This window comes from Pseudonocardia sp. ICBG1293 (genome assembly GCF_020131355.1).
In the GTDB taxonomy this organism is placed as follows: Bacteria; Actinomycetota; Actinomycetes; order Mycobacteriales; family Pseudonocardiaceae; genus Pseudonocardia.
Genome location: NZ_JAHLEL010000006.1, coordinates 1 through 21,015 on the forward strand (window position 1 = coordinate 1; position 21,015 = coordinate 21,015).

At 74.4% G+C, this 21,015-nt stretch carries 27 protein-coding genes; 19 read left to right on the forward strand and 8 right to left on the reverse strand.

From position 1 onward, the window contains the following. A partial coding sequence (locus tag KPF47_RS00500) for an SPW repeat protein (RefSeq protein WP_224386232.1) occupies positions 1 to 276 on the forward strand: 276 nt, incomplete at its 5' end. Positions 277 to 318: 42 nt separating this feature from the next. Continuing rightward, positions 319 to 873, forward strand: coding sequence for a TetR/AcrR family transcriptional regulator (locus KPF47_RS00505; RefSeq protein WP_224386233.1), 555 nt, complete (start codon positions 319 to 321; stop codon positions 871 to 873). Positions 874 to 889: 16 nt separating this feature from the next. Here KPF47_RS00505 and KPF47_RS00510 read toward each other — a convergent pair whose 3' ends face one another. After that, a complete protein-coding gene (locus KPF47_RS00510; protein WP_224386234.1) occupies positions 890 to 1,582 on the reverse strand; it encodes a hypothetical protein in 693 nt (230 codons plus the stop codon). Between the two features lie 317 nt (positions 1,583 to 1,899). On the opposite strand from KPF47_RS00510, the gene KPF47_RS00515 reads away from it, so the two are divergent. Together KPF47_RS00515 and KPF47_RS00520 are read left to right on the forward strand one after the other, a co-directional pair. Further along, the gene (locus KPF47_RS00515; protein WP_224386235.1) at positions 1,900 to 2,973 is read left to right on the forward strand and encodes an ABC transporter substrate-binding protein; all 1,074 of its coding nucleotides are present in this window, start codon (positions 1,900 to 1,902) and stop codon (positions 2,971 to 2,973) included. 285 nt (positions 2,974 to 3,258) lie between these two features. Continuing rightward, on the forward strand, positions 3,259 to 3,573 hold the full coding sequence (locus KPF47_RS00520) for a hypothetical protein (RefSeq protein ID WP_224386236.1): 315 nt from the start codon (positions 3,259 to 3,261) through the stop codon (positions 3,571 to 3,573). Positions 3,574 to 3,651: 78 nt separating this feature from the next. Here KPF47_RS00520 and KPF47_RS00525 read toward each other — a convergent pair whose 3' ends face one another. Further along, complete coding sequence (locus KPF47_RS00525; protein ID WP_224386237.1) at positions 3,652 to 4,305, reverse strand: DUF998 domain-containing protein; 654 nt, start codon at positions 4,303 to 4,305, stop codon at positions 3,652 to 3,654. Between the two features lie 113 nt (positions 4,306 to 4,418). Between KPF47_RS00525 and KPF47_RS00530 the strand changes: the two genes are divergently transcribed. Continuing rightward, entirely contained in the window at positions 4,419 to 4,973 is a 555-nt protein-coding gene (locus KPF47_RS00530; protein ID WP_224386238.1) for an alpha-ketoglutarate-dependent dioxygenase AlkB, read from the forward strand. Between the two features lie 18 nt (positions 4,974 to 4,991). Continuing rightward, a complete protein-coding gene (nadD, locus tag KPF47_RS00535; protein ID WP_224386239.1) occupies positions 4,992 to 5,585 on the forward strand; it encodes a nicotinate-nucleotide adenylyltransferase in 594 nt (197 codons plus the stop codon). A 303-nt stretch (positions 5,586 to 5,888) separates the two neighbouring features. Here the strand turns inward: nadD and KPF47_RS00540 are convergent, their stop codons facing one another. Next, entirely contained in the window at positions 5,889 to 6,320 is a 432-nt protein-coding gene (locus KPF47_RS00540) for a nitroreductase family deazaflavin-dependent oxidoreductase (protein WP_224386240.1), read from the reverse strand. Between the two features lie 90 nt (positions 6,321 to 6,410). Here KPF47_RS00540 and KPF47_RS00545 point away from each other — a divergent pair, with 90 nt between their 5' ends. Continuing rightward, a complete protein-coding gene (locus KPF47_RS00545) occupies positions 6,411 to 6,704 on the forward strand; it encodes a hypothetical protein (protein ID WP_224386241.1) in 294 nt (97 codons plus the stop codon). Positions 6,705 to 6,728: 24 nt separating this feature from the next. Here the strand turns inward: KPF47_RS00545 and KPF47_RS00550 are convergent, their stop codons facing one another. Continuing rightward, positions 6,729 to 6,998 (reverse strand): helix-turn-helix domain-containing protein, encoded by a 270-nt coding sequence (locus KPF47_RS00550; protein WP_224386242.1) that lies wholly within the window; start codon positions 6,996 to 6,998, stop codon positions 6,729 to 6,731. Positions 6,999 to 7,060: 62 nt separating this feature from the next. On the opposite strand from KPF47_RS00550, the gene map reads away from it, so the two are divergent. The 7 genes from map to KPF47_RS00585 all read left to right on the forward strand — a co-directional run bounded on the left by map (position 7,061) and on the right by KPF47_RS00585 (position 12,675). Continuing rightward, positions 7,061 to 7,837 carry a type I methionyl aminopeptidase gene (gene map / locus KPF47_RS00555; RefSeq protein ID WP_224386243.1) on the forward strand — a complete coding sequence of 259 codons (777 nt, stop codon included), beginning with the start codon at positions 7,061 to 7,063 and terminating at the stop codon, positions 7,835 to 7,837. After that, entirely contained in the window at positions 7,807 to 8,733 is a 927-nt protein-coding gene (locus KPF47_RS00560) for an alpha/beta hydrolase (RefSeq protein WP_224386244.1), read from the forward strand. The genes map and KPF47_RS00560 overlap by 31 nt, the downstream gene beginning before the upstream one ends. Before the next feature lie 297 nt (positions 8,734 to 9,030). Continuing rightward, on the forward strand, positions 9,031 to 9,201 hold the full coding sequence (locus KPF47_RS00565) for a hypothetical protein (RefSeq protein WP_224386245.1): 171 nt from the start codon (positions 9,031 to 9,033) through the stop codon (positions 9,199 to 9,201). A gap of 194 nt (positions 9,202 to 9,395) precedes the next feature. Continuing rightward, positions 9,396 to 10,499, forward strand: a complete 1,104-nt coding sequence (locus KPF47_RS00570) for an alpha/beta fold hydrolase (RefSeq protein WP_224386246.1) — start codon at positions 9,396 to 9,398, stop codon at positions 10,497 to 10,499. A gap of 126 nt (positions 10,500 to 10,625) precedes the next feature. Then, positions 10,626 to 11,837, forward strand: coding sequence for a cytochrome P450 (locus tag KPF47_RS00575; RefSeq protein ID WP_224386247.1), 1,212 nt, complete (start codon positions 10,626 to 10,628; stop codon positions 11,835 to 11,837). Between the two features lie 14 nt (positions 11,838 to 11,851). After that, positions 11,852 to 12,049, forward strand: coding sequence for a ferredoxin (locus KPF47_RS00580; protein WP_224386248.1), 198 nt, complete (start codon positions 11,852 to 11,854; stop codon positions 12,047 to 12,049). A gap of 77 nt (positions 12,050 to 12,126) precedes the next feature. Then, positions 12,127 to 12,675 carry a dihydrofolate reductase family protein gene (locus tag KPF47_RS00585; protein ID WP_224386249.1) on the forward strand — a complete coding sequence of 183 codons (549 nt, stop codon included), beginning with the start codon at positions 12,127 to 12,129 and terminating at the stop codon, positions 12,673 to 12,675. A gap of 33 nt (positions 12,676 to 12,708) precedes the next feature. Here KPF47_RS00585 and KPF47_RS00590 read toward each other — a convergent pair whose 3' ends face one another. After that, a complete protein-coding gene (locus KPF47_RS00590) occupies positions 12,709 to 13,338 on the reverse strand; it encodes a DedA family protein (protein ID WP_224386250.1) in 630 nt (209 codons plus the stop codon). Between the two features lie 63 nt (positions 13,339 to 13,401). Between KPF47_RS00590 and KPF47_RS00595 the strand changes: the two genes are divergently transcribed. Then, positions 13,402 to 14,079, forward strand: coding sequence for a class I SAM-dependent methyltransferase (locus tag KPF47_RS00595; protein ID WP_224386251.1), 678 nt, complete (start codon positions 13,402 to 13,404; stop codon positions 14,077 to 14,079). 30 nt (positions 14,080 to 14,109) lie between these two features. Here the strand turns inward: KPF47_RS00595 and KPF47_RS39805 are convergent, their stop codons facing one another. Both KPF47_RS39805 and KPF47_RS00605 read right to left on the reverse strand, forming a co-directional pair. Next, on the reverse strand, positions 14,110 to 14,844 hold the full coding sequence (locus KPF47_RS39805; protein ID WP_224386252.1) for an IclR family transcriptional regulator: 735 nt from the start codon (positions 14,842 to 14,844) through the stop codon (positions 14,110 to 14,112). Continuing rightward, on the reverse strand, positions 14,841 to 16,346 hold the full coding sequence (locus KPF47_RS00605; protein ID WP_224386253.1) for an APC family permease: 1,506 nt from the start codon (positions 16,344 to 16,346) through the stop codon (positions 14,841 to 14,843). Before KPF47_RS00605 ends, KPF47_RS39805 begins: the two co-directional genes overlap by 4 nt. A gap of 166 nt (positions 16,347 to 16,512) precedes the next feature. Here KPF47_RS00605 and KPF47_RS00610 point away from each other — a divergent pair, with 166 nt between their 5' ends. Genes KPF47_RS00610 through KPF47_RS00625 form a run of 4 tightly spaced genes read left to right on the forward strand, consistent with a single transcriptional unit; the run spans position 16,513 to position 20,043 of the window. Further along, positions 16,513 to 18,078, forward strand: a complete 1,566-nt coding sequence (locus tag KPF47_RS00610; protein WP_224386254.1) for an FAD-dependent oxidoreductase — start codon at positions 16,513 to 16,515, stop codon at positions 18,076 to 18,078. Positions 18,079 to 18,105: 27 nt separating this feature from the next. After that, positions 18,106 to 18,762 (forward strand): Rid family hydrolase, encoded by a 657-nt coding sequence (locus tag KPF47_RS00615; RefSeq protein WP_224386255.1) that lies wholly within the window; start codon positions 18,106 to 18,108, stop codon positions 18,760 to 18,762. Positions 18,763 to 18,800: 38 nt separating this feature from the next. After that, positions 18,801 to 19,313, forward strand: a complete 513-nt coding sequence (locus KPF47_RS00620; protein ID WP_224386256.1) for a GNAT family N-acetyltransferase — start codon at positions 18,801 to 18,803, stop codon at positions 19,311 to 19,313. Between the two features lie 49 nt (positions 19,314 to 19,362). Next, a complete protein-coding gene (locus tag KPF47_RS00625) occupies positions 19,363 to 20,043 on the forward strand; it encodes a hypothetical protein (protein ID WP_224386257.1) in 681 nt (226 codons plus the stop codon). 4 nt (positions 20,044 to 20,047) lie between these two features. Here the strand turns inward: KPF47_RS00625 and KPF47_RS00630 are convergent, their stop codons facing one another. Then, positions 20,048 to 20,908 (reverse strand): MaoC family dehydratase, encoded by an 861-nt coding sequence (locus tag KPF47_RS00630; RefSeq protein ID WP_224386258.1) that lies wholly within the window; start codon positions 20,906 to 20,908, stop codon positions 20,048 to 20,050. Positions 20,909 to 21,015 lie beyond the last annotated feature (107 nt).

Genomic DNA, 21,015 nt, shown 5'->3' on the forward strand with positions numbered 1-21,015 from the left:
ACGACGAACGCCGCCGCCGCGTGGACGATGGTCGTACTGGGCGTGGTGCTTGCCGCCACGTCGCTCTGGTCGCTCGCCGTGCCGGGCTCGGTGGCGAGCGAATGGGTGCACGGCGTGCTCGGCGTGCTGCTGTTCCTCGCCCCCTGGGTGATGGGCTACAGCGCGCTGACCGGGGCGTCGTGGACGTCCTGGGTGGCCGGCGTCCTCGCGGTCGTCGTGGCGGCCTCGGCGCTGCCCGCGGCGAACGCGGAGCACCGCACGCTCGCCACGCACTGACCGTCCGGCGGCACGAGGACCACGTGCGGGGAGGATCGGGTCGTGGACCACCAGTTCGACCCGGAGGCGCCGGCCCGGGACCGCATCCTCGACGCGGCCGAGGGGCTGTTCGCCCAGCACGGGTTCGACGCGACGCCGACGTCGCGGATCGCCGAGCGCGCCGGGGTGCCCAAGGGCCTCGTGCACTACTACTTCCGCCGCAAGCCCGACCTGCTCGAGGCCCTGGTGGACCGGCTGCCGCACCCGGTCCGCGGAGCCGACGTCGCGGTCGACGGGGACGTGCTCGCCGGGCTGCGGGCGCTGGTCGCCGCCCTGGACCGGGCGCTCGACGCGTCCTCGGTCCTGTCCCACCTGCTGTGGCGCGAGGCCGACACCCATCCCGTGGTCCGCGACGCGCTGCTGCTGCGCCGCTCCGGGGAGGTGGAGGACGCGGTGCACGAGGTCCTGACGGCCGGCGGAGGGGCGCCGGAGCGCGTCCACGGTGCGGCGCGGCTGCTCGCCGCCGCGATCGGGCACCGCTACGCGCTGGACCGCCACGGCGCGGACGACCGCACCGACATGGAGGCGGAGCTGGCCTTCGTCGCCGCGGGCCTGTAGGTCCCGCCCCGGCGGATCAGGGCCAGGGGCGCCAGGGGGCTCCGGACCCCTCGTGGCGGGGGACGGTGTGCCTGCGGTCGGCGAGCCGGTGCAGGGCGTGCGCGGTCCAGGTCCGCCACCCCAGCAGGGCCAGCACCACCACGATCAGCCCGGCGGTCAGGGGGCCGGCCCAGCCGAGCGGGCCCGAGGCGTTGACCGCGGCCATGACCAGCGGGCCGAGCAGTGCGAACACCGCGCCCGTGAGCTGCGGGAGCCGCGCGTCGGCCAGCACGTCCACGGCGACCAGCCTGCGCTGCTCGCCGTCCGGTGTCCCGCCGGACCGCAGGACCCTGCGCGCGGCGGCGCGGTCGCGCACCAGCCCCATCTCCGGACCGCGGGCCGGGGCGACCCGGACCGGTGTCCGCGACGCCGACACCCACAGCAGCACCACCCCGAGCAGGCTCAGCAGCCCGCCCACGACGATCGCGGCGAGCAGGTGCTCGGCGCGGGCGTGCACGTCGGTGGTGATCGCGTAGACGACGCCGAACCACACCACCGCGATCCCGGCGGCGACCCGGCCGACGATCACCGCCCGCAGCGACGGCGGCCGTACCGTCGGCCACGGCCCGGCCTGCGGGACGGCTCCGGCCCCCTGTGGGGTGGATCCCTGCTCGCCGGTCGCGTCCTCGGCCCGGCTCCCGGGGACCGGCGGCGCGGGCGGGGCCAGCACCGGTCCGGGCGCACCGGGGGGGTCGCGCGGGCGGCGGGGCCGCGGGCTCGTACGGCGGCCGGTGACCGCCGGGAGCGGGCGGCGGGATCGGGAGACCGGGCGCGGGGGAGCGGGGGGCGACCCCGCGGTCGGACCGGTCGCCGGTGTCCGGAGCACGCATGGCCGGGACGCTACCCGCGGGTCCGGGTGCCCGGGCCGGGGCGTCGGCGTCACGCGACGGGTGTGGTCCGCGGGGCGCCGAACGAGCGGTACGGATCACGCGAGACCGCCCGTCCGGTCAGGTTAGGCTCACCTTCCTGATTCTGAGGAGGTTCCCCGTGCCGCTCGCCGCAGCACCCCCGTTCGCCCGTTCCGTGAGCCGTCGCGGGATTCTCGCCGGCGCCGCCGGCCTGGCGTTCCTCGCCGGGTGCGGCGGCGGGCCGACGCACCCGGACCCGGGCGACGCGGCCACGGAGGGGTACCCGGTGACGGTGCGGCACGCGCTGGGGGAGACGGTCGTCCCGGACCGCCCGCAGCGGGTGGTCGCGCTGAGCGCGGCGAACGCCGACGTCGCGCTGGCGATGGGGGTGCTGCCGGTCGCGATCCCGCGCACCGTCTACGGCGGCGACGCCGAGGGCGTGCTCCCCTGGGTGCGCGACGCGATCACCGCGCACGGTGGCGGGTTCCCGCAGGTGATCGGGTCCGACGACCTGTCGGCCACCCCGATCGAGCAGGTCGCCGCGGCCCGCCCGGACCTGGTGCTGGCCACCTACTCGGGGCTGACGAGGGCCGAGTACGACCAGCTGTCGGCGATCGCCCCGACCGTCGCCTATCCCGACGCCCCCTACCCCACCGGCTGGCAGGACCAGACCCGTATCGCCGGTCAGGTGTTCGGGGACCCGGCACGGGCCCGGCAGCTGATCGACTCCACCGGACAGCGGCTGCGCACCGCGGCGCAGCGGTACCCGCAGCTGGCGGGGGCCACGTTCGTCTACACCGGCGGGATGGACTCCGGAGCGCTCGGCGTCTTCCGGGCGGGCGACGTCCGCGTCCGGCTCGTCACCGACCTCGGGCTCACCCTGGCCCCCTACGTCGAGCAGAACGCCCCCGGCGGGGACGAGGTCTACTACACCGTCAGCGGCGAGCTGCTCTCCCGTGTCGAGTCCGACCTGGTGATCGGCTTCTTCGCGACGCCGGCGGAGGAGCAGGCCTTCCGCAGCGCCCCCGGGGTCGAGCTGCTCCCGGCGATGGCGCGCGGCGGGTTCGCGCCGGTCGTGGGGGGCCGACCGGGTGGTGGCCAGCTCGGCGCCGTCGGTCCTGTCGATCCCGTGGGTGCTCGACGCCTACCTGCCGATCCTGGCCGAGGCGGCCGCCCGCTCCCGCGGCTGAGCCGGATCACCCGGCTGCCGTAGTCGACACATGACTATCAGTTAGAGCGTCCGGCAGTAGAGGTGGCCGTGTGTCGGTGTTGGTAGAGACACGGACCTGCAAGTGATCATGGGATTGCTGATGTCCTGATGGTCGCCTGGAGAGTCCGTGCCTCTACCTGCAACGACACCCCCACGACCTCATTTGCCGGGCGCTCTTATTCGCCCTGGTGACGCTAACGGGTGAATGCGCGTTCCGGCCCCCGCCGGCCCTCGTTGAGTGGGCAAGACCGTGTGCGACGGTCAACGACCAACCATGGAGGTTGTGAGATGCGGAAGTCCGTTCGCGGCGCGATCGTCGGCGCAGCGCTGCTCCCCCTGGCCGTCGCGGCGCCCGCCGCCGCCTTCGCCGGCTCGACCGGCTACGACGAGGGCCACTCCGACAAGGACAAGGGTCACTCGAAGCACGAGGGTGACAAGCACAAGGACAAGGGCCACAAGAAGGACGGCCACCACAAGAAGTGGGACCACAAGAAGCACGACGACAAGAAGCACGACCTGGCGCTCCCCGCGCCGCTGGACAGCGTCGTCGACCTGATCACCGGCTCCACCGGTGGCGAGCTGCCCTCGACGCCGGTCGGCTGAGCAGCAGCGGTCCCGTGACGGGCCGGTCCGGACCCCCGAGGGGCGTCCTGGCCGGCCCGTCCGCCGTCGTGGGGCCGGTCAGAGCACCGGCGCCGGGTCCCGTGTGGGCGGGTCCCGCAGGATCGTGTCGCCCTTGACGAACCAGGCGACGCCGAACGCCAGGATCGCGACGGCCTCCAGCCAGAACAGCGTGTGGAACCGTGCGGCGACGGCGTCGGGCACCAGCGCCGCGTCCAGCGCGGCCAGCACGAGGCAGGCCACGATCGTCGTGCCGCAGACCCGGTAGACGAGGTTGCGTGCGGCCTTGCTCGGAGTCCCGGACTCCCCGCGGGTGAACAGGACCAGGCAGAACCAGGCCAGGCCCGCGAAGAACACCGTCGCCGCGGCCAGGTGGAGGTACCCGACGACGGTCGCCGCCGTCGTCGCCGCGCCGTCGGGCCGGGTCGGCAGCAGCGCGACCGCGATCGCCGCGGCGCCGGTGGCGTTGGCGAGCCGGTTGTCGGGCCGCTCGTAGCGGTAGCAGAAGAGGAAGACGCCCACCGCACACAGCGAGCCGACGAACACGTCGCGCATCGGCGAGTAGTAGTAGCGGCTGATGGAGTCCCGCAGCCCGTCGCCGCCGAGCAGCAGGTCGCCTGCCACCAGTACGAACGGGAGCAGGATCCCGATCACGCCGACGGCGCGCCGCAGGCCCAGGTAGGACAGCACGGCACCGTCGGCACGCGAGGACATGACGAAGATCGTCGCAGAGGCACCGCTCGAACTTTCGTTCGATCCGGCGTAGCGTCCCCGGGGTGGACGTCGGCGCACAGGCTTCGCTCTTTGCGACCGGGGGAGCGACCCCGGTGCACCGCCGCGAGCTCGCCGGTGGGGCCTGGGTCGACGTCGCGGTCGGCTGGGTCCCCGATCCCGACGAGCTGTTCGCCCTGCTGCGCGCGACCGTGCCGTTCCGCGGCCACCGCCGCCGCATGTACGACCGGGTGGTCGACGAACCGCGGCTCACCCACCGCTGGGTCCTGCCCGACGACACGGTGCCCCGCCGGTTGCGCGAGATGGGCCGCACACTGGGGGAGCGCTACGGCCACGAGTTCACCCAGATCGGCGCCAACCTCTACCGCGACGGCGCGGACGGCGTGGCCTGGCACGGCGACCGGGTCGCCCGCGAGCGGCCCGAGGCCGTCGTCGCGCTGGTCGCCCTCGGGGCGACGCGGCCGCTGCGATTGCGCCCGTCCGGTGGCGGGGCGTCGGTGTCGTTCCCGCTCGCCTCGGGGGACCTGCTGGTCATGGGCGGGACCTGCCAGCGCACGTGGCAGCACAGCGTCCCGAAGGTGGCGTGCAGCGGCCCGCGGATCAGCGTGCAGTTCCGGCACCTGTATCCGGGGATGCCGCCCCGCGGGTGAGCGTCATAGTCTGCGGCGATGCAGCGCAAGATCGGCGTGATGGGCGGGACGTTCGATCCCGTCCACCACGGCCACCTCGTCGCCGCCAGTGAGGTGGCCGACCGCTTCGCCCTGGACGAAGTGATCTTCGTGCCGACCGGGCGGCCCTGGCAGAAGACCGGCCGCGACGTCTCGCCCGCCGAGGACCGCTACCTGATGACGGTCATCGCGACCGCGTCGAACCCGCGGTTCTCGGTCAGCCGCGTCGACGTCGACCGCGACGGCCCCACCTACACCGCGGACACCCTGGCCGACCTGCACGACGCCATGCCCGAGGCGCAGCTGTTCTTCATCACCGGTGCCGACGCGCTCCAGCAGATCCTGTCCTGGCGCAAGGTCGACGAGCTGTTCCGCTACGCGCACTTCGTCGGTGTGACCCGGCCCGGGTACGAGCTGGCCGACGGGCACCTGCCCGAGGGGTCGGTGACGACCGTGGAGGTGCCGGCGATGGCGATCTCGTCGAGCGAGTGCCGGGACCGGGTGGCCTCGGGGAGGCCGGTCTGGTACCTGGTCCCGGACGGGGTGGTGCAGTACATCTCCAAGCGCAGTCTCTACCTGAATCCGGACGTCTGACCTGCGGGTCTGTCCGGCCGGACCGCCACGGGTGCAGGTCCGGTACACGGCCGTCGGACCGTCGGAGGACGTCCGCGTCGGGCCCGGAACAGCGGTACACGCTCGCACGACGCCCAGGCTCGCGATGTCAGCAGCGCGTGCGGCCCGTCCTTCCCCGGAGGCCACGCCGGGCGACCGCGACGCACGTGTCGATCAGTACGTGAGCGCTGTGCGAGCTCCAGGCGACCGCGCTCAGGTACTGATCGACACACGACGGCCGGTGTCGCGGATATCCCGGAGGACCCCCGGGACCGCCGTACGGGCTCAGCTCCGCTGCAGCTCGAGCACGGGGATCGTCCGGTCCGTCGCCTTCTCGTAGTCGCCGAACTGCGGCTGCGCGGCGACCTGGCGGGCGTAGACCTCGTCGCGCTCGGTCCCGGTGACCTCCCGGACCCGTACGGGCAGGGTCTCGGTGCCCAGCTCGATCCGGGTGTCGGGGTGGGCCAGGAGGTTGTGGTACCAGTCCGGGTTGGTGTCGGCGCCGCCCTTGCTGGCGAAGATGTAGACGCGCTCGCCCTCGACCAGTGGGACCAGCGGGGCGATCCGCTCGGTGCCCGACCGGGCCCCCGTGTGGTGGACGAGCACCAGCGGCTTGCCCTCGAACATGCCGCCGGCCCGTCCGCCGTTGGCGCGGAACTCCTCGATCACGGCGCGGTTCATCGCGGCGAAGTCCATCGGGGCCTCTGCGTCACTCATCTGCCACTCCTCGACCGGGGCGCCCCCGTGGCGCCGTCCTGCTCGGGTCAACCGGCCGCCACCGGTGGTCATTCCGGTAGGCAGGGAACCGTGGAGGCCGTCGAGTTCGTGCGTCTGTCCGACGGTCCGACCCATCGTTTCGAGCGCGAGGGGGAGGAGGCGGACGGCCGTCCGGTCTACCGTCGCGCGGACGGCGTCGTCCGGTGCCGGTGGCTCGAGGGCGTCGGCTGGTGCGTCGTCGACGGCGAAGGCCTGCCCAACGGGTGGCCGCTCGCGGGGTCCCCGCCCGGCGCCGCGACCCCGCCGGCGGGACGGTGGCGCAGCGCGAAGGCGGGCCGGAGCCCCCTCTCCCACATGGTGCCCGCCGAGGGCCGGGCCCGGTGACGGCCGCACCACCCGGTCCTGCGGCTACCCGGCCGCCTCCATCGCCACCTCGGTCCCGCGCCAGCTCTCGGCCAGCTCCTGCACCGGCACGCCGAGCGCCTCGGCCAGGCACACGATCGTCCCGAACCCCGGGCTCGGCAGCCGTCCGGTCTCGATCTTGCGCAGCGTCTCGGGAGACACCCCGGCGGCCTGTGCGACCTCGACCGGGTCACGCTCGGCCCGGGCCCGGCGCAGTACTCCACCGAGGCGGCGGCCGGCGGCGATCTGCTCGGGTGTCAGAGGCTGGCGGACCATGCCACCAGATTAGGGTCGGTATTACTGTACCGGCAACCGTCGACGGTCGGTATAGTAATACCGTGATCGAACTGAAGGCGGCCGCCGAGCTGGACCGCATGCACACCACCGGTCGCTTCGTCGCCGAGGTGCTGACCGAGGTGGGGCGCATCGCCGAGGTCGGGGTCAACCTGCTCGACATCGAGCAGCACGTGCGCGGGATGATCGCCCGCCGCGGCGCGGAGTCCTGCTACTGGGACTATGCCCCGTCGTTCGGCCGCGGCCCCTTCCGCAACGTCATCTGCCTGTCGGTCAACGACGCGGTCCTGCACGGCCTGCCGCACGACCACGTCCTGCGCGACGGCGACGTGCTCAGTGCCGACATCGCCGTCAGCATCGACGGCTGGGTCGCCGACTCGGCGCGGACGGTCATCGTGGGCGAGGGCGTCGACGACGGGGACCGGCGCGTCGTCCGGGCCACCGAGGACGCGTTGGAGGCCGCGATCGACGCCGCCCGGCCGGGCAACCGGCTCGGTGACATCTCCGCCGCCATCGGTGCGGTCGCCCGTGACTACGGGTACCCGGTCAACACCGAGTTCGGCGGGCACGACCTCGGCCGCACCATGCACGGTGACATCCACATCCCCAACACCGGGCGCGCCGGGCGCGGGCTGCGCCTGCAGCCGGGCATGACGCTCGCGCTCGAGCCCTGGTTCGCCCGCACCACCGACCGGATCGTGTTCGACCCCGACGGCTGGACCATCCGCTCCGCCGACGGCTCGCGCACCGCGCACTCCGAGCACACCGTGGCGATCACCGAGGAGGGGCCGTGGGTGCTGACCCGACGCGAGCAGGGGTGACCGTCGCGGTCGACCCGGCCGACGCCGGGCGGACCGCCGCGTTCTACCGCGCCCGGCCCGCGGGACGCGGTCCGGCCGACCTCCCCGAGCTGCGCGCGGCCCGCGCCGCGATGCCGCCGCCCGTGCCCGCGTCCCCGCCGGCGGTCCCCGTGGTCGCCGAGGCGGACGGGCACGCCGTCCCGGTGCGGGTCACCGAACCCGCCGGACCGCCCCGCGGGGTGCTGCTCGAGATCCACGGCGGCGGCTTCTACCTCGGCTCGGCCGCGGCGGGGGACCTGCGCAACCGTGCGCTGGCCGATGCGCTCGGCGTGGCGGTCGTGGCGGTGGACTACCGGCTCGCCCCGGAGCGCCCGTGGCCCGCCGCCCCCGACGACTGCGCCACCGCGGCGCTGTGGCTGCTCGACCGTGCGCCGGGGCTGTTCGGCACCGACCGGGTCGCGTTCACCGGTGCCTCCGCCGGTGCCACCCTCGTCGCGACGACGCTGCTGCGGCTGCGGGACCGCGGCCTCGTCGGCCGGGTCGCCGGGGCGGAGCTGCGCTTCGGTACCTACGACCTCAGTGCCACCACACCCGCCGGGCGGCGGATCGCCGACGAGTACTTCCTGCGCGCCTACGCCGGGCACGTCGCCGACCGGACGGACCCGGATCTCTCGCCGGTGTTCGCCGACCTCACCGGCCTGCCGCCGGTGCTGCTGACCGTCGGCACCGACGACGTCCTGCTCGACGACGACCTGGCGATGGCCGACCGGCTCGTCGCGGCCGGGGTCGATGTCGACCTGCGCCTCTATCCGGGCGTGCCGCACGGCTTCACCGGTCACGACACCCCGGTCGCGGAGCTCGCCCGACGGCACGCGCAGGAGTGGCTGTCCGGCCGCCTCGCCGCCCCGCCCCGCTGACGCCGTCCCGAGGACCTCGCACGGGTTCCTGCGCCGTCGCACACCCGGCGCGCCGTGCCGGGCTCAGTGACCCGTCCGCGCTGCGGCCGGGGCCGGTGAACGGGACCCGGTCGGTCACTGTGCGTCGCAGGTTGCGGACGCAATATCCACGCAACGTGACGCCGGTGGGTGGCGGTGCTGCACCCTCCGCCATCTCGATCTTCTTGTGCGACACGGGAGGTGGGAACGCAGTGCCCCCCGCACCGCCGTGCGCGTTACCTCTGTGTGAACTCGCGCCGGAACCCCGATGACCTCACCGTGCCCATCCTGGACCGGGCCCAGCTCGATGCGCTGCGGCGCAGCACGGAGAAGGTCCGCGGCCCCGACCCGGTCGCGGCACCGCCGCCCGCCACGGCCTGGCTGTTGATGATGCTGCTGGGGTTGGGGATCGTCGTGGCGATGCTGGTGCTGGTCGTCGCCTGGAGCTGAGCGGTGCCAGTCGTGCACGACCGGGTCTTCAGTCGTCGCCCCGGGGTGTCGACGACCGACGTGACCGCGGGCGGTGGACCCGGGAGCCCCCGCCGCCCGCGGTCACCGTCACGCACCCCCCGGGTGGGATCTTGTGCGCCGCGTCACAACGGGGGAGAGTCGCCGGGAGTCCGCGTCTTCGACGGAGCAGGAGCGTGACATCAGTGACGACCGGGACGACGGCCGTGCAGCCGACGGCGATCGAGAACCCCTACTACACCCACGAGTTCCACGGCGACTACGACCTGATCGGGCTCGGGGAGTTCGCGCTGGAGGAGGGTGGGGTGATCCCCGACCTCCAGCTCGCCGTCGCCACCTTCGGCACCCTCAACGAGGCCCGCGACAACGCGATCCTGGTGACCACCTGGTACTCCGGTACCCATCAGATCTTCCGCGACGTCTACATCGGGCCCGACCACGCGCTGAACCCGGAGCGCTACTTCATCGTGGTGGTCAACCAGATCGGCAACGGCCTGTCGACCAGCCCGCACAACGCGTCCGGCGCCAACGCCGGCATCGCGATGGCGAACTTCCCGCACGTGCGCATCGGTGACGACGTCCGTGCCCAGGAGCAGCTCCTGCGTGAGCACTACGGCATCGACCGGCTCGCGCTCGTCGTCGGCGGCTCGATGGGGGCCCAGCAGACCTACGAGTGGATGGTCCGGTTCCCGGACAGGGTGCGCCGCGCCGCGCCCATCGCCGGGACCGCGCAGAACACCCCGCACGACTTCCTCTACACGAAGGCCCTGGTCGAGGCGATCACCTCCGACCCGGGCTGGAACGGCGGCAACTACGCGAGCAACGCCGATGTCGAGGCCGGGCTGCGGCGGCACGCGGGCATCTGGGCGGTGATGGGCTTCTCCACCGAGTTCTGGAAGCAGGAGGTCTGGCGCGCCCTGGACTTCGATTCCAAGGAGGCGTTCATGGCGGGCTTCCTGGAGCCCTACTTCACCGCGATGGACCCCAACGACCTGCTGTGCATGGCGTGGAAGTGGCAGCGCGGCGACGTCGCCCGCCACACCGGCGGCGACCTCGCCGAGGCGCTCGGGCGCAACGAGGCGGTCGCCCGGATCATCCCGATCGACGAGGACATGTTCTTCCCGGTCCGCGACCACGAGTCCGAGCTGGAGCTGACCCCGCACGCGACCATCCGCGTCGTCGAGGACCTGCTCGGGCACCTCGGGCTGTTCGGCGTCGCGCCGACCTACATGCCGCAGATCGACCAGTACCTGCAGGAGCTGCTCGACACCCCGGCGTGACCGGGTGGCCGGACCGTCCTCGACTCGCCCGTTCGGGGACGGTCCGGCGCACACCGGACACATTCATGGCAGATACTGCCAGTAAATCGTAGGCTGGGGATCACCACCACGACCCCAGGAGTGTCGATGACCCTCGCCGCCGAGCGCCCCCGGCTGCCCTTCACCCGCCCCAACCTGCTCGACCTCGCGCCGTTCTACGAGGTCCTCCGGCGCGAGGCGCCGATCGCCCCGGTGACCACCCCCGCCGGCGACCCGGCCTGGCTGGTGACCCGCTTCGCCGAGGTGCGGGACCTGCTGGGTGACAAGTGGTTCGGCCGCTCGCACCCGGAGCCGGAGAAGGCCTCGAGGATCAGCACCGCGGCCGTCCAGGACGGGCCGACCGGCAGCTACGAGACCGAGGAGCAGGAGCACGGCCGGATGCGCCGGCTGCTCACCCCGGCGTTCTCCGCCAAGCGGATGCGCCGGCTCTCGGGGCACGTGCAGGAGCTCGTCGACGGCTACGTCGACGCGATGGTCGCCGACCACGACGCGACCGCGGACGGCGTGGTCGACCTGCACGCCCACCTCGCGTTCCCGCTGCCGGTCGCGGTGATCTGCTCGCTGCTCGGCGTCCCGGAGGCCGACGGCGAGTACTTCCGGGCACTGTCGGACCGGATGGCGACCTTCTCCGGCGACGACGCGCACGCCGCCCGGGAGGAGTTCGGCCGCTACATGGCCGGGCTCGCCGAGGGCAAGCGCGCCGAGCCGGGCGAGGACGTCATCAGCGACCTCGTGGCGGCCCAGGCCACCGACCCGACCTTCGGCTACCCGGAGATGATCCGGCTCTGCGTCGGGCTGCTGTTCGCCGGCCACGAGACCACGGTGAACCGGATCGGGCTCGGCGTGCTGTTCCTCATGGACAACCGGGACGAGTGGGACAAGCTCGCCGCCGACCCGGACGGGCGCATCGACGCCGTCATCGAGGAGATCATGCGGCTCGGTGCCCCCGGGGACCTCGGTCTGCTGCGCTACGCCCACTCCGACGTGGAGATCGGGGGCGTCACCATCGCCCGCGGCGACGCGCTGATCCTCTCGGTCAACGCCGCCAACCGCGACGTCGACGTCTTCGACCACGCCGAGACCTTCGACCCGGACCGCGCCGAGCGCGGCCACGTCGGGTTCGGGCACGGCCCGCACTTCTGCATCGGCGCGAGCCTGGCCCGCACCGAGCTCCGCGCGGTCTTCGCGACGCTCGCCCGGCGCCTGCCCGAGCTGCGGCTCGCCGTCGCCCCGGACGAGCTCGACGTGCGCACCGACCACATCACCGGCGGCGTCCGCAGCCTGCCGGTCCGCTGGTGAGGGAGGGGGCCGGGATGAGGGTCGAGATCGACCAGCACGCCTGCGTCGGGTCGGGGCAGTGCCTGCTCACCGCCCCGGACGTGTTCGACCAGCGTGACTCCGACGCCATCGTCGAGCTGCTCACCGACACCCCGCCCGACGGTCAGGAGCAGCTCGTGCGCAACGCCGCACGCGGCTGCCCCGCCGCGGCGATCGGCGTCGTCGAGGACTGAACGGGACCGATGAGTTCGGGAGGCCTCCGCGGTCGGCCCCGGTGTACGCCGCACGCACCGACCGTGGAGGACCTCCCGTGCGCACCCTCGCCATCACGCAGAACATCACCCTCGACGGCGCCGTCGAGTTCCTCGGCGACTGGTTCGACCCGACCGCCGACGGCCAGGACGAGGTCCTCGCCGAGCTGCACCGCCAGGACGCCGCCTCGGACGCGACCCTGCTCGGCCGCCGCACGTTCTGCGACTTCCGCGGCTTCTGGCCCGCGCAGACCGACGACACCACCGGCATCACCGACTACCTGAACCAGGTCGACAAGTACGTCGTGTCCTCGACGCTGACCGACCCGGGCTGGGAGAACTCCACGGTCCTGTCCGGTGACCCGCTCACCGAGGTCGCGGCACTGAAGGAGCGGCCGGGCGCCGACATCGTCTGCACCGGCAGCATCACGCTCTGCCACGCGCTGATCGCGGCCGGGCTGGTCGACGAGATCCGGCTGTTCCACCACCCCGTCGTGCAGGGCGCGGGCCGGCGGCTCTTCCCGGACGGCTGGACCGACGAGCGGCTGCGGCTGATCGACGCGCGCACGTTCGGTGCCGTCACCTACACCGCACACGCACTCCGCTGAGCGGTCCGGCCCGCCGACCGACCCCGCCCAGGCTCACGACGCGGTCTCCTCCCGCGCCGCGGCGCGCTCCACCCGGTGCCGCACGTACCGCGACACCAGGAGCCCGCCGACCACGGCGACGACCAGACCGACCCAGGAGAAGCGCTTGAGCCAGGTCTCGGCGACGATCCCGAGCAGGTAGATCAGGGCGACCGTGCCGCCCGCCCACAGCACCGCCCCGGTGGCGTTCGCGGCGAGGAACTTCGGGTAGTGCATCTTCATGGTCCCGGCCAGCGGGCCGGCGAGGATGCGCAGGATCGCCACGAACCGGCCGAACAGCACCGCCCACACCCCGTGCCGGTCGAAGATCCGCCGGGCCACGGTCATGTGCGCCGGCCCCAGGTGCTTGGGGAACCGGCGGCCGAGCCGGTCGAGCAGGCCGGTGCCGTAGCGGCGGCCCACCGAGTAGCCGATCGAGTCGCCGACGATCGCGCCCGCGGTCGCCGCCGCCGCGACCGCCACCGGGTCGATGTGCGACCCGGGACGGGCCGCCAGCAGGGCCGCGCCGACCAGCACGATCTCACCGGGCAGCGGGACGCCGATGCTCTCGACCCCGACCACCGCCGCGCACAGGAAGTAGATCGCGAGCGGCGGGATCGCCATCAGCAGCATGTCGACGTGCACCGCTCCATCATGCACACGTCCCGCTGGTGCGGTGGCGGCCCGGTGCGGGCATCATCCGCGGACGTGAGCTCACCGCTGGAGCAGGTGTTCCTGGCCGCCCACGACGACCTGCCCCGTGAGGCGCCGGGATCGGAGGAGACGACGGCGCTGCTGCTGCGCCTGGCCGGCGACCTGCCCGAGCGCCCGCGGATCGTCGACATCGGCTGCGGCACGGGGCCCTCGACGCTGCCGCTGGCCGCGGCGACCGGCGGCGAGGTCGTCGCCGTCGACCTGCACGAGCCGTTCCTGCAGCGGCTGCGCACCCGCGCCGCGGTCTCCGGGCTGGGGGAGCGGGTGCGGCCGCTCGTCGCGGCGATGGACGACCTGCCGCTGCCCGACGGGGAGGCCGACCTGGTCTGGTCCGAGGGCGCGGCCTACGTCATGGGCTTCGACGCGGCGCTCGCCGGCTGGCGGCGGCTGCTCGCCCCGGGCGGCACGCTCGTGCTGACCGAGGCCGAGTGGACCACCGCGACCCCCTCGCCGGGCGCCCGTGCGTTCTGGGACGCGAACTACCCGGCGATGCGCACCACCGCCGACAACGTCGCCGCCGCCCAGCGCGCCGGGTACACGGTGCAGGCGGTCTACCTGCTGCCCGTGGGACGCCTACTACCGCCCGCTGGCCTCCCGGCTCGCCACCCTGCGGGAGGACGGCCTCGACCCGGCGGCGCTGGACGAGGTGGGCCGGGAGATCGGGGTGCGTGAGCAGCACGGTGCCGAGTACGGCTACACCGGTTACGTCCTGCGCTCGCGCTGAGCCGGTGCCTCCGGTACCCGGCCGATCCGGTCGGCCGCCGTGCGCAGCAGCGCGGTCAGGTCCGGGTCGGTGACCGGCAGCCGCCCGGTCGGGCCGAGCGCGGCGAGACAGCCGACGGCGCGGCCGTGGGCGTCGCGCACCGCGACCGCGACCGACGAGCGGCCAGGGCGCAGCTCGTCGACCTCGGTCGCCAGGCCCGTGCGGGCCACCGTCCGCAGCTCCGCGGCCAGCGTGGCCACGGTGGTCAGGGTGTGCCGGGTGAGGGCCCGCGGCCGGTCGGGGACGAGCTCCGGGTGCGCGGCAAGCATGATCTTCCCCATGGCGGAGGCGTGCGGGTGGGCGAGCAGCGTCCGTTCCCCGGGCAGCTCGTGGTCCGGGTCGCGGTCGACCAGCCGCAGCGAGCCGGTGGGCCAGTCGGCGACGAACAGCCCGAACCGGACCCGGCCGCGGATCCCGGCGAGGATCTCGGCCCGCCGCGGCGGGCCCTCCGCCGCGCCGGCGAGCTCCCGGGTGCGGCGTCCCAGCGCGAACCCGGACAGGTCGCTGATCCGGACCAGGTAGCCGTCGGCGACGAGCACGTTGAGCAGCCGGTACGCCGTCGCGGACGGGATGCCGGTGGTGCGCGAGAGCTCCCGTGCCGTCGCGCCCGGCCCGATCCGTGCCACCGCCTCCAGCAGCTCCAGGGCCCGGCTCGCGGCGCCCGGCTCGCTCACGGCGGGTCCCCGGCCCGTGGGCTCCGGCGGACCAGCCTCGGCGTCCCCGAGGCGTCCGGGACGAAGTCGCCCGCGCCGGGCAGGACGTCGTCGCTGCCGGGCTGGTCGAACGCCCCGATCCTGGCGAGCCGGTCGGGGTGCCTGCGCAGGAACCTCCACCACACCGGCCCCGCCGCGCAGCAGACCGCGAGGGCGGCCGCGGCGCCGATCCCGTCGGGGGTGTCGAGCAGGCCGGGCAGCCGCAGCGCCAGCAGCGCGGTCCCGAGCACCCCGACCGTGCACCCCAGCACGGGCACCGGGCGGGTGTGCTCCCGGATGCGCAGCAGGAACGCCACGGCGGCGACCGCGACCAGCACGGAGGTGAGGGTGACCAGCGCGCGCACCAGGTGGCGCACCGCGTCGGTCCCGGACGGGGCGAGGTCGGCGAGCAGCCCGCCGAGCAGGACCACGGCCACGATCCCGACGACGGCCCGGTGCGGGGTGCGCCACCGCCGGTGCACCGTCGCGAGCGCGCGCGGCAGCAGCCGCTCCACCCCGAGGGAGAACGCGACCCGGGACGCCGCGTGCGCCGAGGCCGCGGCCGAGGCCAGGTAGGAGCAGGCCAGTCCGGCGTGCAGCGCCACGACCAGCGCGACCGGAGCCCCCGAGGACCCGGGGTCGGTCAGGATCGCGACCAGGGTCGCGGCCCGGCCGCTCCAGCTCGCCCACGCCGCGAACGACAGCAGCGCCCCGCACAGCAGCGGGGTCCACAGCACCACCCGGGTCACCGTGACCAGCGGGCGCCGGGTCTCCGGGCCGAAGAAGGTCGCCGACTCGAAGCCGGCGAGCATGAACATCGCCGTCAGCGCGACGGCGAGCAGGTCCGGCACCGGCCCGGCCGGGACCGGGGCCGCGGGGTCCGGGGCGGGGACCAGCAGCACCGCCACGACGAGCAGCAGCGAGCCGACCTCCACCCCGAGCAGCGTGAGGGCGGCGACCCGCGGCCCCCGCACGAGCACCGTCGCGATCCCCACCGCGACCGCGAGGTGCAGCAGCACCTGCGCACCGGCGCCGCTCACGTCGACCTCGGCCGCCCCGGCGAGCGCGGTCAGGGCCCGGCCGCCTGCGTAGAGGGTGATCGCGGCGCTGCCCAGGTACTTCGCCCCGACCACGACGGCGGCCAGCAGCGATGCCCGGGCGCCGAGCCCCTGGTAGACGAAGCTGTAGACACCGCCCGCGGCGGCCTGGCGGCGGGTGAACTGGCCGAGGCAGACCGCCACCATGGTCACCGCGACCGTGGCGCCGACGACGACGAGCAGCCCGGACAGCGGGTCGGCGAGCCGGCCCACCACCAGGGGCAGCATCGCCATCGAGGCCGCGGGCGCGGTCGTCGCCACGGACTGCGCGACCAGCTCGGTCGCCCCCATGCGGCGCCGTCCGAGGGGTGCCATCGGGGACTCCGCCCGCAGCGGCGCGTGGCCGGGGGAGAAGGACCGCGCGATGGCCCTGTCGAGGTCGGACACGGAGCGCGACGCTAGGACGGCGCTGTTGCCCGGGTGTTGCGCTCGCGCGTCGGACGTCGAACCCGCGGTGGGAAGCCGCGACCCGCGTTCCCGGTGGGGTTGCCGCGAACGCAGCGCGGGCGACCCGCGGCCGTCGTCACCGGTTCCGAGTATCACCGCCGTGACCGTGACCCGCAGAACGTTCATCAGGGCGCTGGGGCTGGCCGGTGGGGCCGGCGCCGCGTACGAGGCCATGGCGACCATCGGGCTCGCCCCGCGCGCCGGCGACGACCCGGCCTGGACCCCGCCGTCGCGCGACGCCCGTGCCGCCGGCCGCCGGGTCCTCGTCCTCGGCGCGGGGCCCGCCGGGCTCGCCGCGGCCCACGAGCTCGGCAAGGTCGGCTACGACGTGTCCGTCGTCGAGGCCCGCACCCGGCCCGGCGGGCGGGTCTGGTCGGTGCGCGAGGGCACCGAGGAGACCGACCTGAACGGGGAGACGCAGCGCTGCACCTTCGCGCCGGGACACTTCCTCAACCTCGGTGCCACCCGGATCCCGCAGAGCCACGTCACGCTGGACTACTGCCGCGAGCTCGGCGTGGAGATCCAGCCGTTCGGCAACCAGAACGCCGGCACCGTCGTCAACTACACCGACGCCGGGGCGCTCGCCGGTACCTCGGTCACCTACCGCGCCGCGAAGGCCGACACGTTCGGCTACGTCTCCGAGCTGCTCCACAAGGCCACCGCGCGCGGCGCGCTCGACGACGTCCTGAGCGCCGCGGACAAGGAGGCGCTCGCGGAGTTCCTCGTCTCACTCGGTGACCTGTCCTCCGACTGTCGCTACCTCGGATCCCCGCGCCGCGGCTACGCCCGCGAGCCCGGCGGCGGCACCGACGCCGGCACCCCCACGGTGCCGTACCCGATGTCCTCGGTGATCCGCGGCGGACTCGGCCGGAACTTCGCCTTCGACTTCGAGTACGACCAGGCCACGATGATGTTCACCCCGGTCGGCGGGATGGACCGGATCCACCACGCACTCGCCGACCGGGTCGGCACCGACCGGATCCGCTACGGCACGGCCGTCACCGGGCTGCACAACACCCCGGACGGCGTGACCGTCGACGTCGTGCCGGTCGCCGGCGGGCCGGTCGAACGGCTGGTGGCCGACGAGGTCGTCTGCACCCTGCCGCCGCACCTGGTGACCCGGCTCGACACCAACCTGCCCGCCGCCGTGCTGGCCGCGCAGCGCGCGGCGAAGCCCAGCTCCTCGGGCAAGCTCGGCATCGAGTACACCCGCCGCTGGTGGGAGACCGACGAGCGGATCTACGGCGGGGCCAGCAACACCGACCGCGACATCGCCCAGATCATGTTCCCCTACGACCACTTCCACGCCGACCGGGGCGTGGTCGTCGGCTACTACAGCTCCGGGGCGCGGCAGCGCGCCTTCGAGTCCCTGACCCACCGGCAGCGGCTCGCGAAGGCCCTCGACGAGGGCGCCGCGATCCACGGCGAGAAGTACCGCTCCGACATCGCCTCGTCGTTCTCCGGGTCCTGGGCGGTGACCCGCTGGTCGGAGTCGGCCTGGGCCAGCTGGGAGGCCACGAGCCCGGAGTACCGGCTGCTCACCCAGCCCGCCGGCCGCATCTGGTTCGCCGGTGACCACCTCTCGCACGCCATCGCCTGGCAGCACGGCGCGTTCACTTCCGCCCGGTCGACGGTCTCGGCGTTGCACGCCCGGGTCGCCGGCGGCGCCTGACCCACCCCGTTCCCCCGAGGAGACACGATGCGACGACCCGTTCCCGCCCTGATCACCCTGTCCGTCGCCGCCGCGCTGGTCACCGGCTGCGCCGGCGGCGCGCCCGACCCCGCCGAGCCCGGCCCGCCCGCGCTGCCGGTACTGGAGGCCGGCGAGGCCAACCCGATGATCGCCGAGGGGGTGAGCGTGGTCGCCGGGGCGTCGCTGTACAAGTCCAGCGGCCTCGGCCCGTCCGCGGCGAACCCCGCGGCCGCGGACGGGACCCCGCAGGCCTATGTCGACGCGGGCCAGTTCCCCGGCGGCACGCTCCCGGCGGGGGTCTCGGTCACCGAGGCCCAGGGCATGAACGCGCTCGCCCGGATCAAGGAGAACCTGGAGGCCCGGGGCCTGCGGCTGGACGACGTGACCTCGATGCGGGTGTTCCTCGACAACGCCCCCGGCACCGCCCGCGCCGACTACGCCGGCTGGAACCGGGCCTACCGCCAGTACTTCGCCAACACCGACCTCACCACGGGGGAGACGGTGCTGGTCCCGACCGGGACCGCCGCGCCCGCCGCACCGCTGGTGCGCAACCCCGCCCGGCCCAGCCGCTTCGCGCTGGAGGTCGCGAGCCTGCCGGTCCCCGGCTGGCTGGTCGAGGTGGAGGTCGACGCCGTCTACCCGCCCGGGGTGACCCCGCGCTGACCCGGCCGGGCCCGTCCGCGGCGGTACGGTCGCCGCTCGTGAGCTCCGCCGTACCGCCGGGCCCGCGCCCCCGCACCGACGACGACCTGCCCGCCTGCGTCGCGGTGCTGCGCGCCGTGCACGCCACCGACCGCTACCCGTCCACCTGGCCCGCCGCCCCCGTGGTGTTTCTGTCCCCGCCCGGGCTGGTCACCGCACTGGTCGTCCCGGCGGGGGAGCGGGTGGTGGGGCACGCCGCACTGCTCGCCGACGACGGCGACTCCGGCGCGCTGCGGCTGACCAGGGTGTTCGTCGACCCGGCGCTGCGCAGGGCCGGGCACGCCCGCGCCCTGCTGGACGGGATCGCGGTCGAGCTCGCGGCCAGGGGCCGCGACGGTGTCCTCGACGTCGTGGAGTCCGTCGCCGCCGAACGCCTCTACCGCACGGCGGGCTGGGTCCGCACCGGCACCGCACCCGCCGGGTGGCGGTTCCCGGACGGTCGTGAACCGGTCGCCGCGCTCTACCGGCTACCGGTCACGCAGCGCCGAAAGGGTGACGACACAGCGCGATAGTCGACCATCGGTCACGCTGAGCTGCGCCGATCGGGCTACGGTGATCGTCGTGATCGACGTCCCCACCCCGACGGTGGCCGGTCTGCTGCTCCGCGCGGTGCCGCAGCCCGTCCGCCGGGACGCGCACGCCGCGATGAACGTCCTCACCCCGTGGGGTGCGGCGTCGGCCCAGCTCGTCCAGGACTCCGGCGGCGGGGTCGCCGACCACGACGTGCACGTCGACGGCGACCCGGTCCACATCCCGTTCCGGGTGCGGTTCCCCTGGCCGCCGTCCGCCGTCCTGTCCCGGCTGGGTCCGCGTCGCCGCGCCGTCGTCGCCGCGTGGATGTCGCGCAGCGAGAACGCCGGGCACCGCCAGCGCGCCGTCCGCGAGCTGTTCTGCGTGCACGAGGCGTGGGTGTCGCCGTTCGTGGTGAGCCTCTGCGGCGAGTACGTCCACGAGATCGGCACCGACGTGGACCGGTTCGTCCGCACCGAGCTCGGTCGCGACCCCGACCTCCGGCACGCCTACGCACGGTTCGTACGCGACAACCCCCGTTTCCTGGCCACCACCCGGCACCGCGCGGTGACCTTCCGCCGGCTGGACCACCGGTGGCCGCACCGGGACGACCCGGATCGCACCTACCCGCAGCTCGCGGCGCTGGACGCGCTGTCCGCCCTGGCCTACCGGGGCGGGCGGGACTACCCCGGCGACCCGGCGCCGCCGCGGGTCACCGCGGCGGCGTCCTGAGCACTCAGGCGGTCGGGTCCGGCGCGGTGACCTCCGCGGTACCGCGGTCCAGCACCACCTCGCCGTCGACGGCGGTCCGGAACGCGACCGTGCCGTCGCCGGTGTCCCACACCGAGACGGTGAGGGACTGCCCGGGCACGACCGGCCGGGTGAACCGGGCGTCCATCGCGACGAGGCGGCGGGCATCGCCGCCGCAGGCGGTACGGACCAGCGCGCGCGTGGTGAACCCGTAGGTGCACATGCCGTGCAGGATCGGCCGGTCGAACCCGCCCTTGGCGGCGAACTCCGGGTCGCTGTGCAGCGGGTTGCGGTCCCCGGTGAGCCGGTAGAGCAGGGCCTGGCCGGGCGTGGTCCGGTAGGTCACCTCGTGGTCGGGCGCCCGGTCGGGCGCCGGGCTGGGCGTACTGTCCCCGCGGGCGCCGCCGAAGCCGCCCTCGCCCCCGAGGAACAGCGTCTTCGTGCTGGTCAGCACCGGTGCGCCCGTGCTCGCGTCGACGGCCTCGGCCTCGGTGCGCACGAGCGCGCCGGACCCCTTGTCCAGGACCTCGGTGACCGTCGCGGTCACCCGGACCCTGCCCTCCACCGGCAGCGGCCCGACCACCCGGAACGCCTGCTCGGCGTGCACGATGCGCGAGGCGTCCACGTCGCCGAGGTCGACCCTCGCGCCCGCGGTGACGATCTCCGCGAACGAGGGCAGCACCGACGTCCGCACGCCCGCGGTGTTCTCCGTGGTCAGCGACAGCTCGGCGGTCGGGTCCTCACCCCCCGCACCGACGGCGACCGCGTAGAGGAGCACGTCGTCCCGTGCCCACGCGAAGCTGACCGGTTCGCACTGTGTGCCCTCGAGATCGGGCGCCAGGGGCATGGGGAGTCTCCTTCGACGATCCACCGTGAGGCGGAAACGTATCCCGCCCGGTGCCCGCCGCCCAAGCCCCCGGTACCCGGCTGACACACTGTCCAGGTCAATCGTGG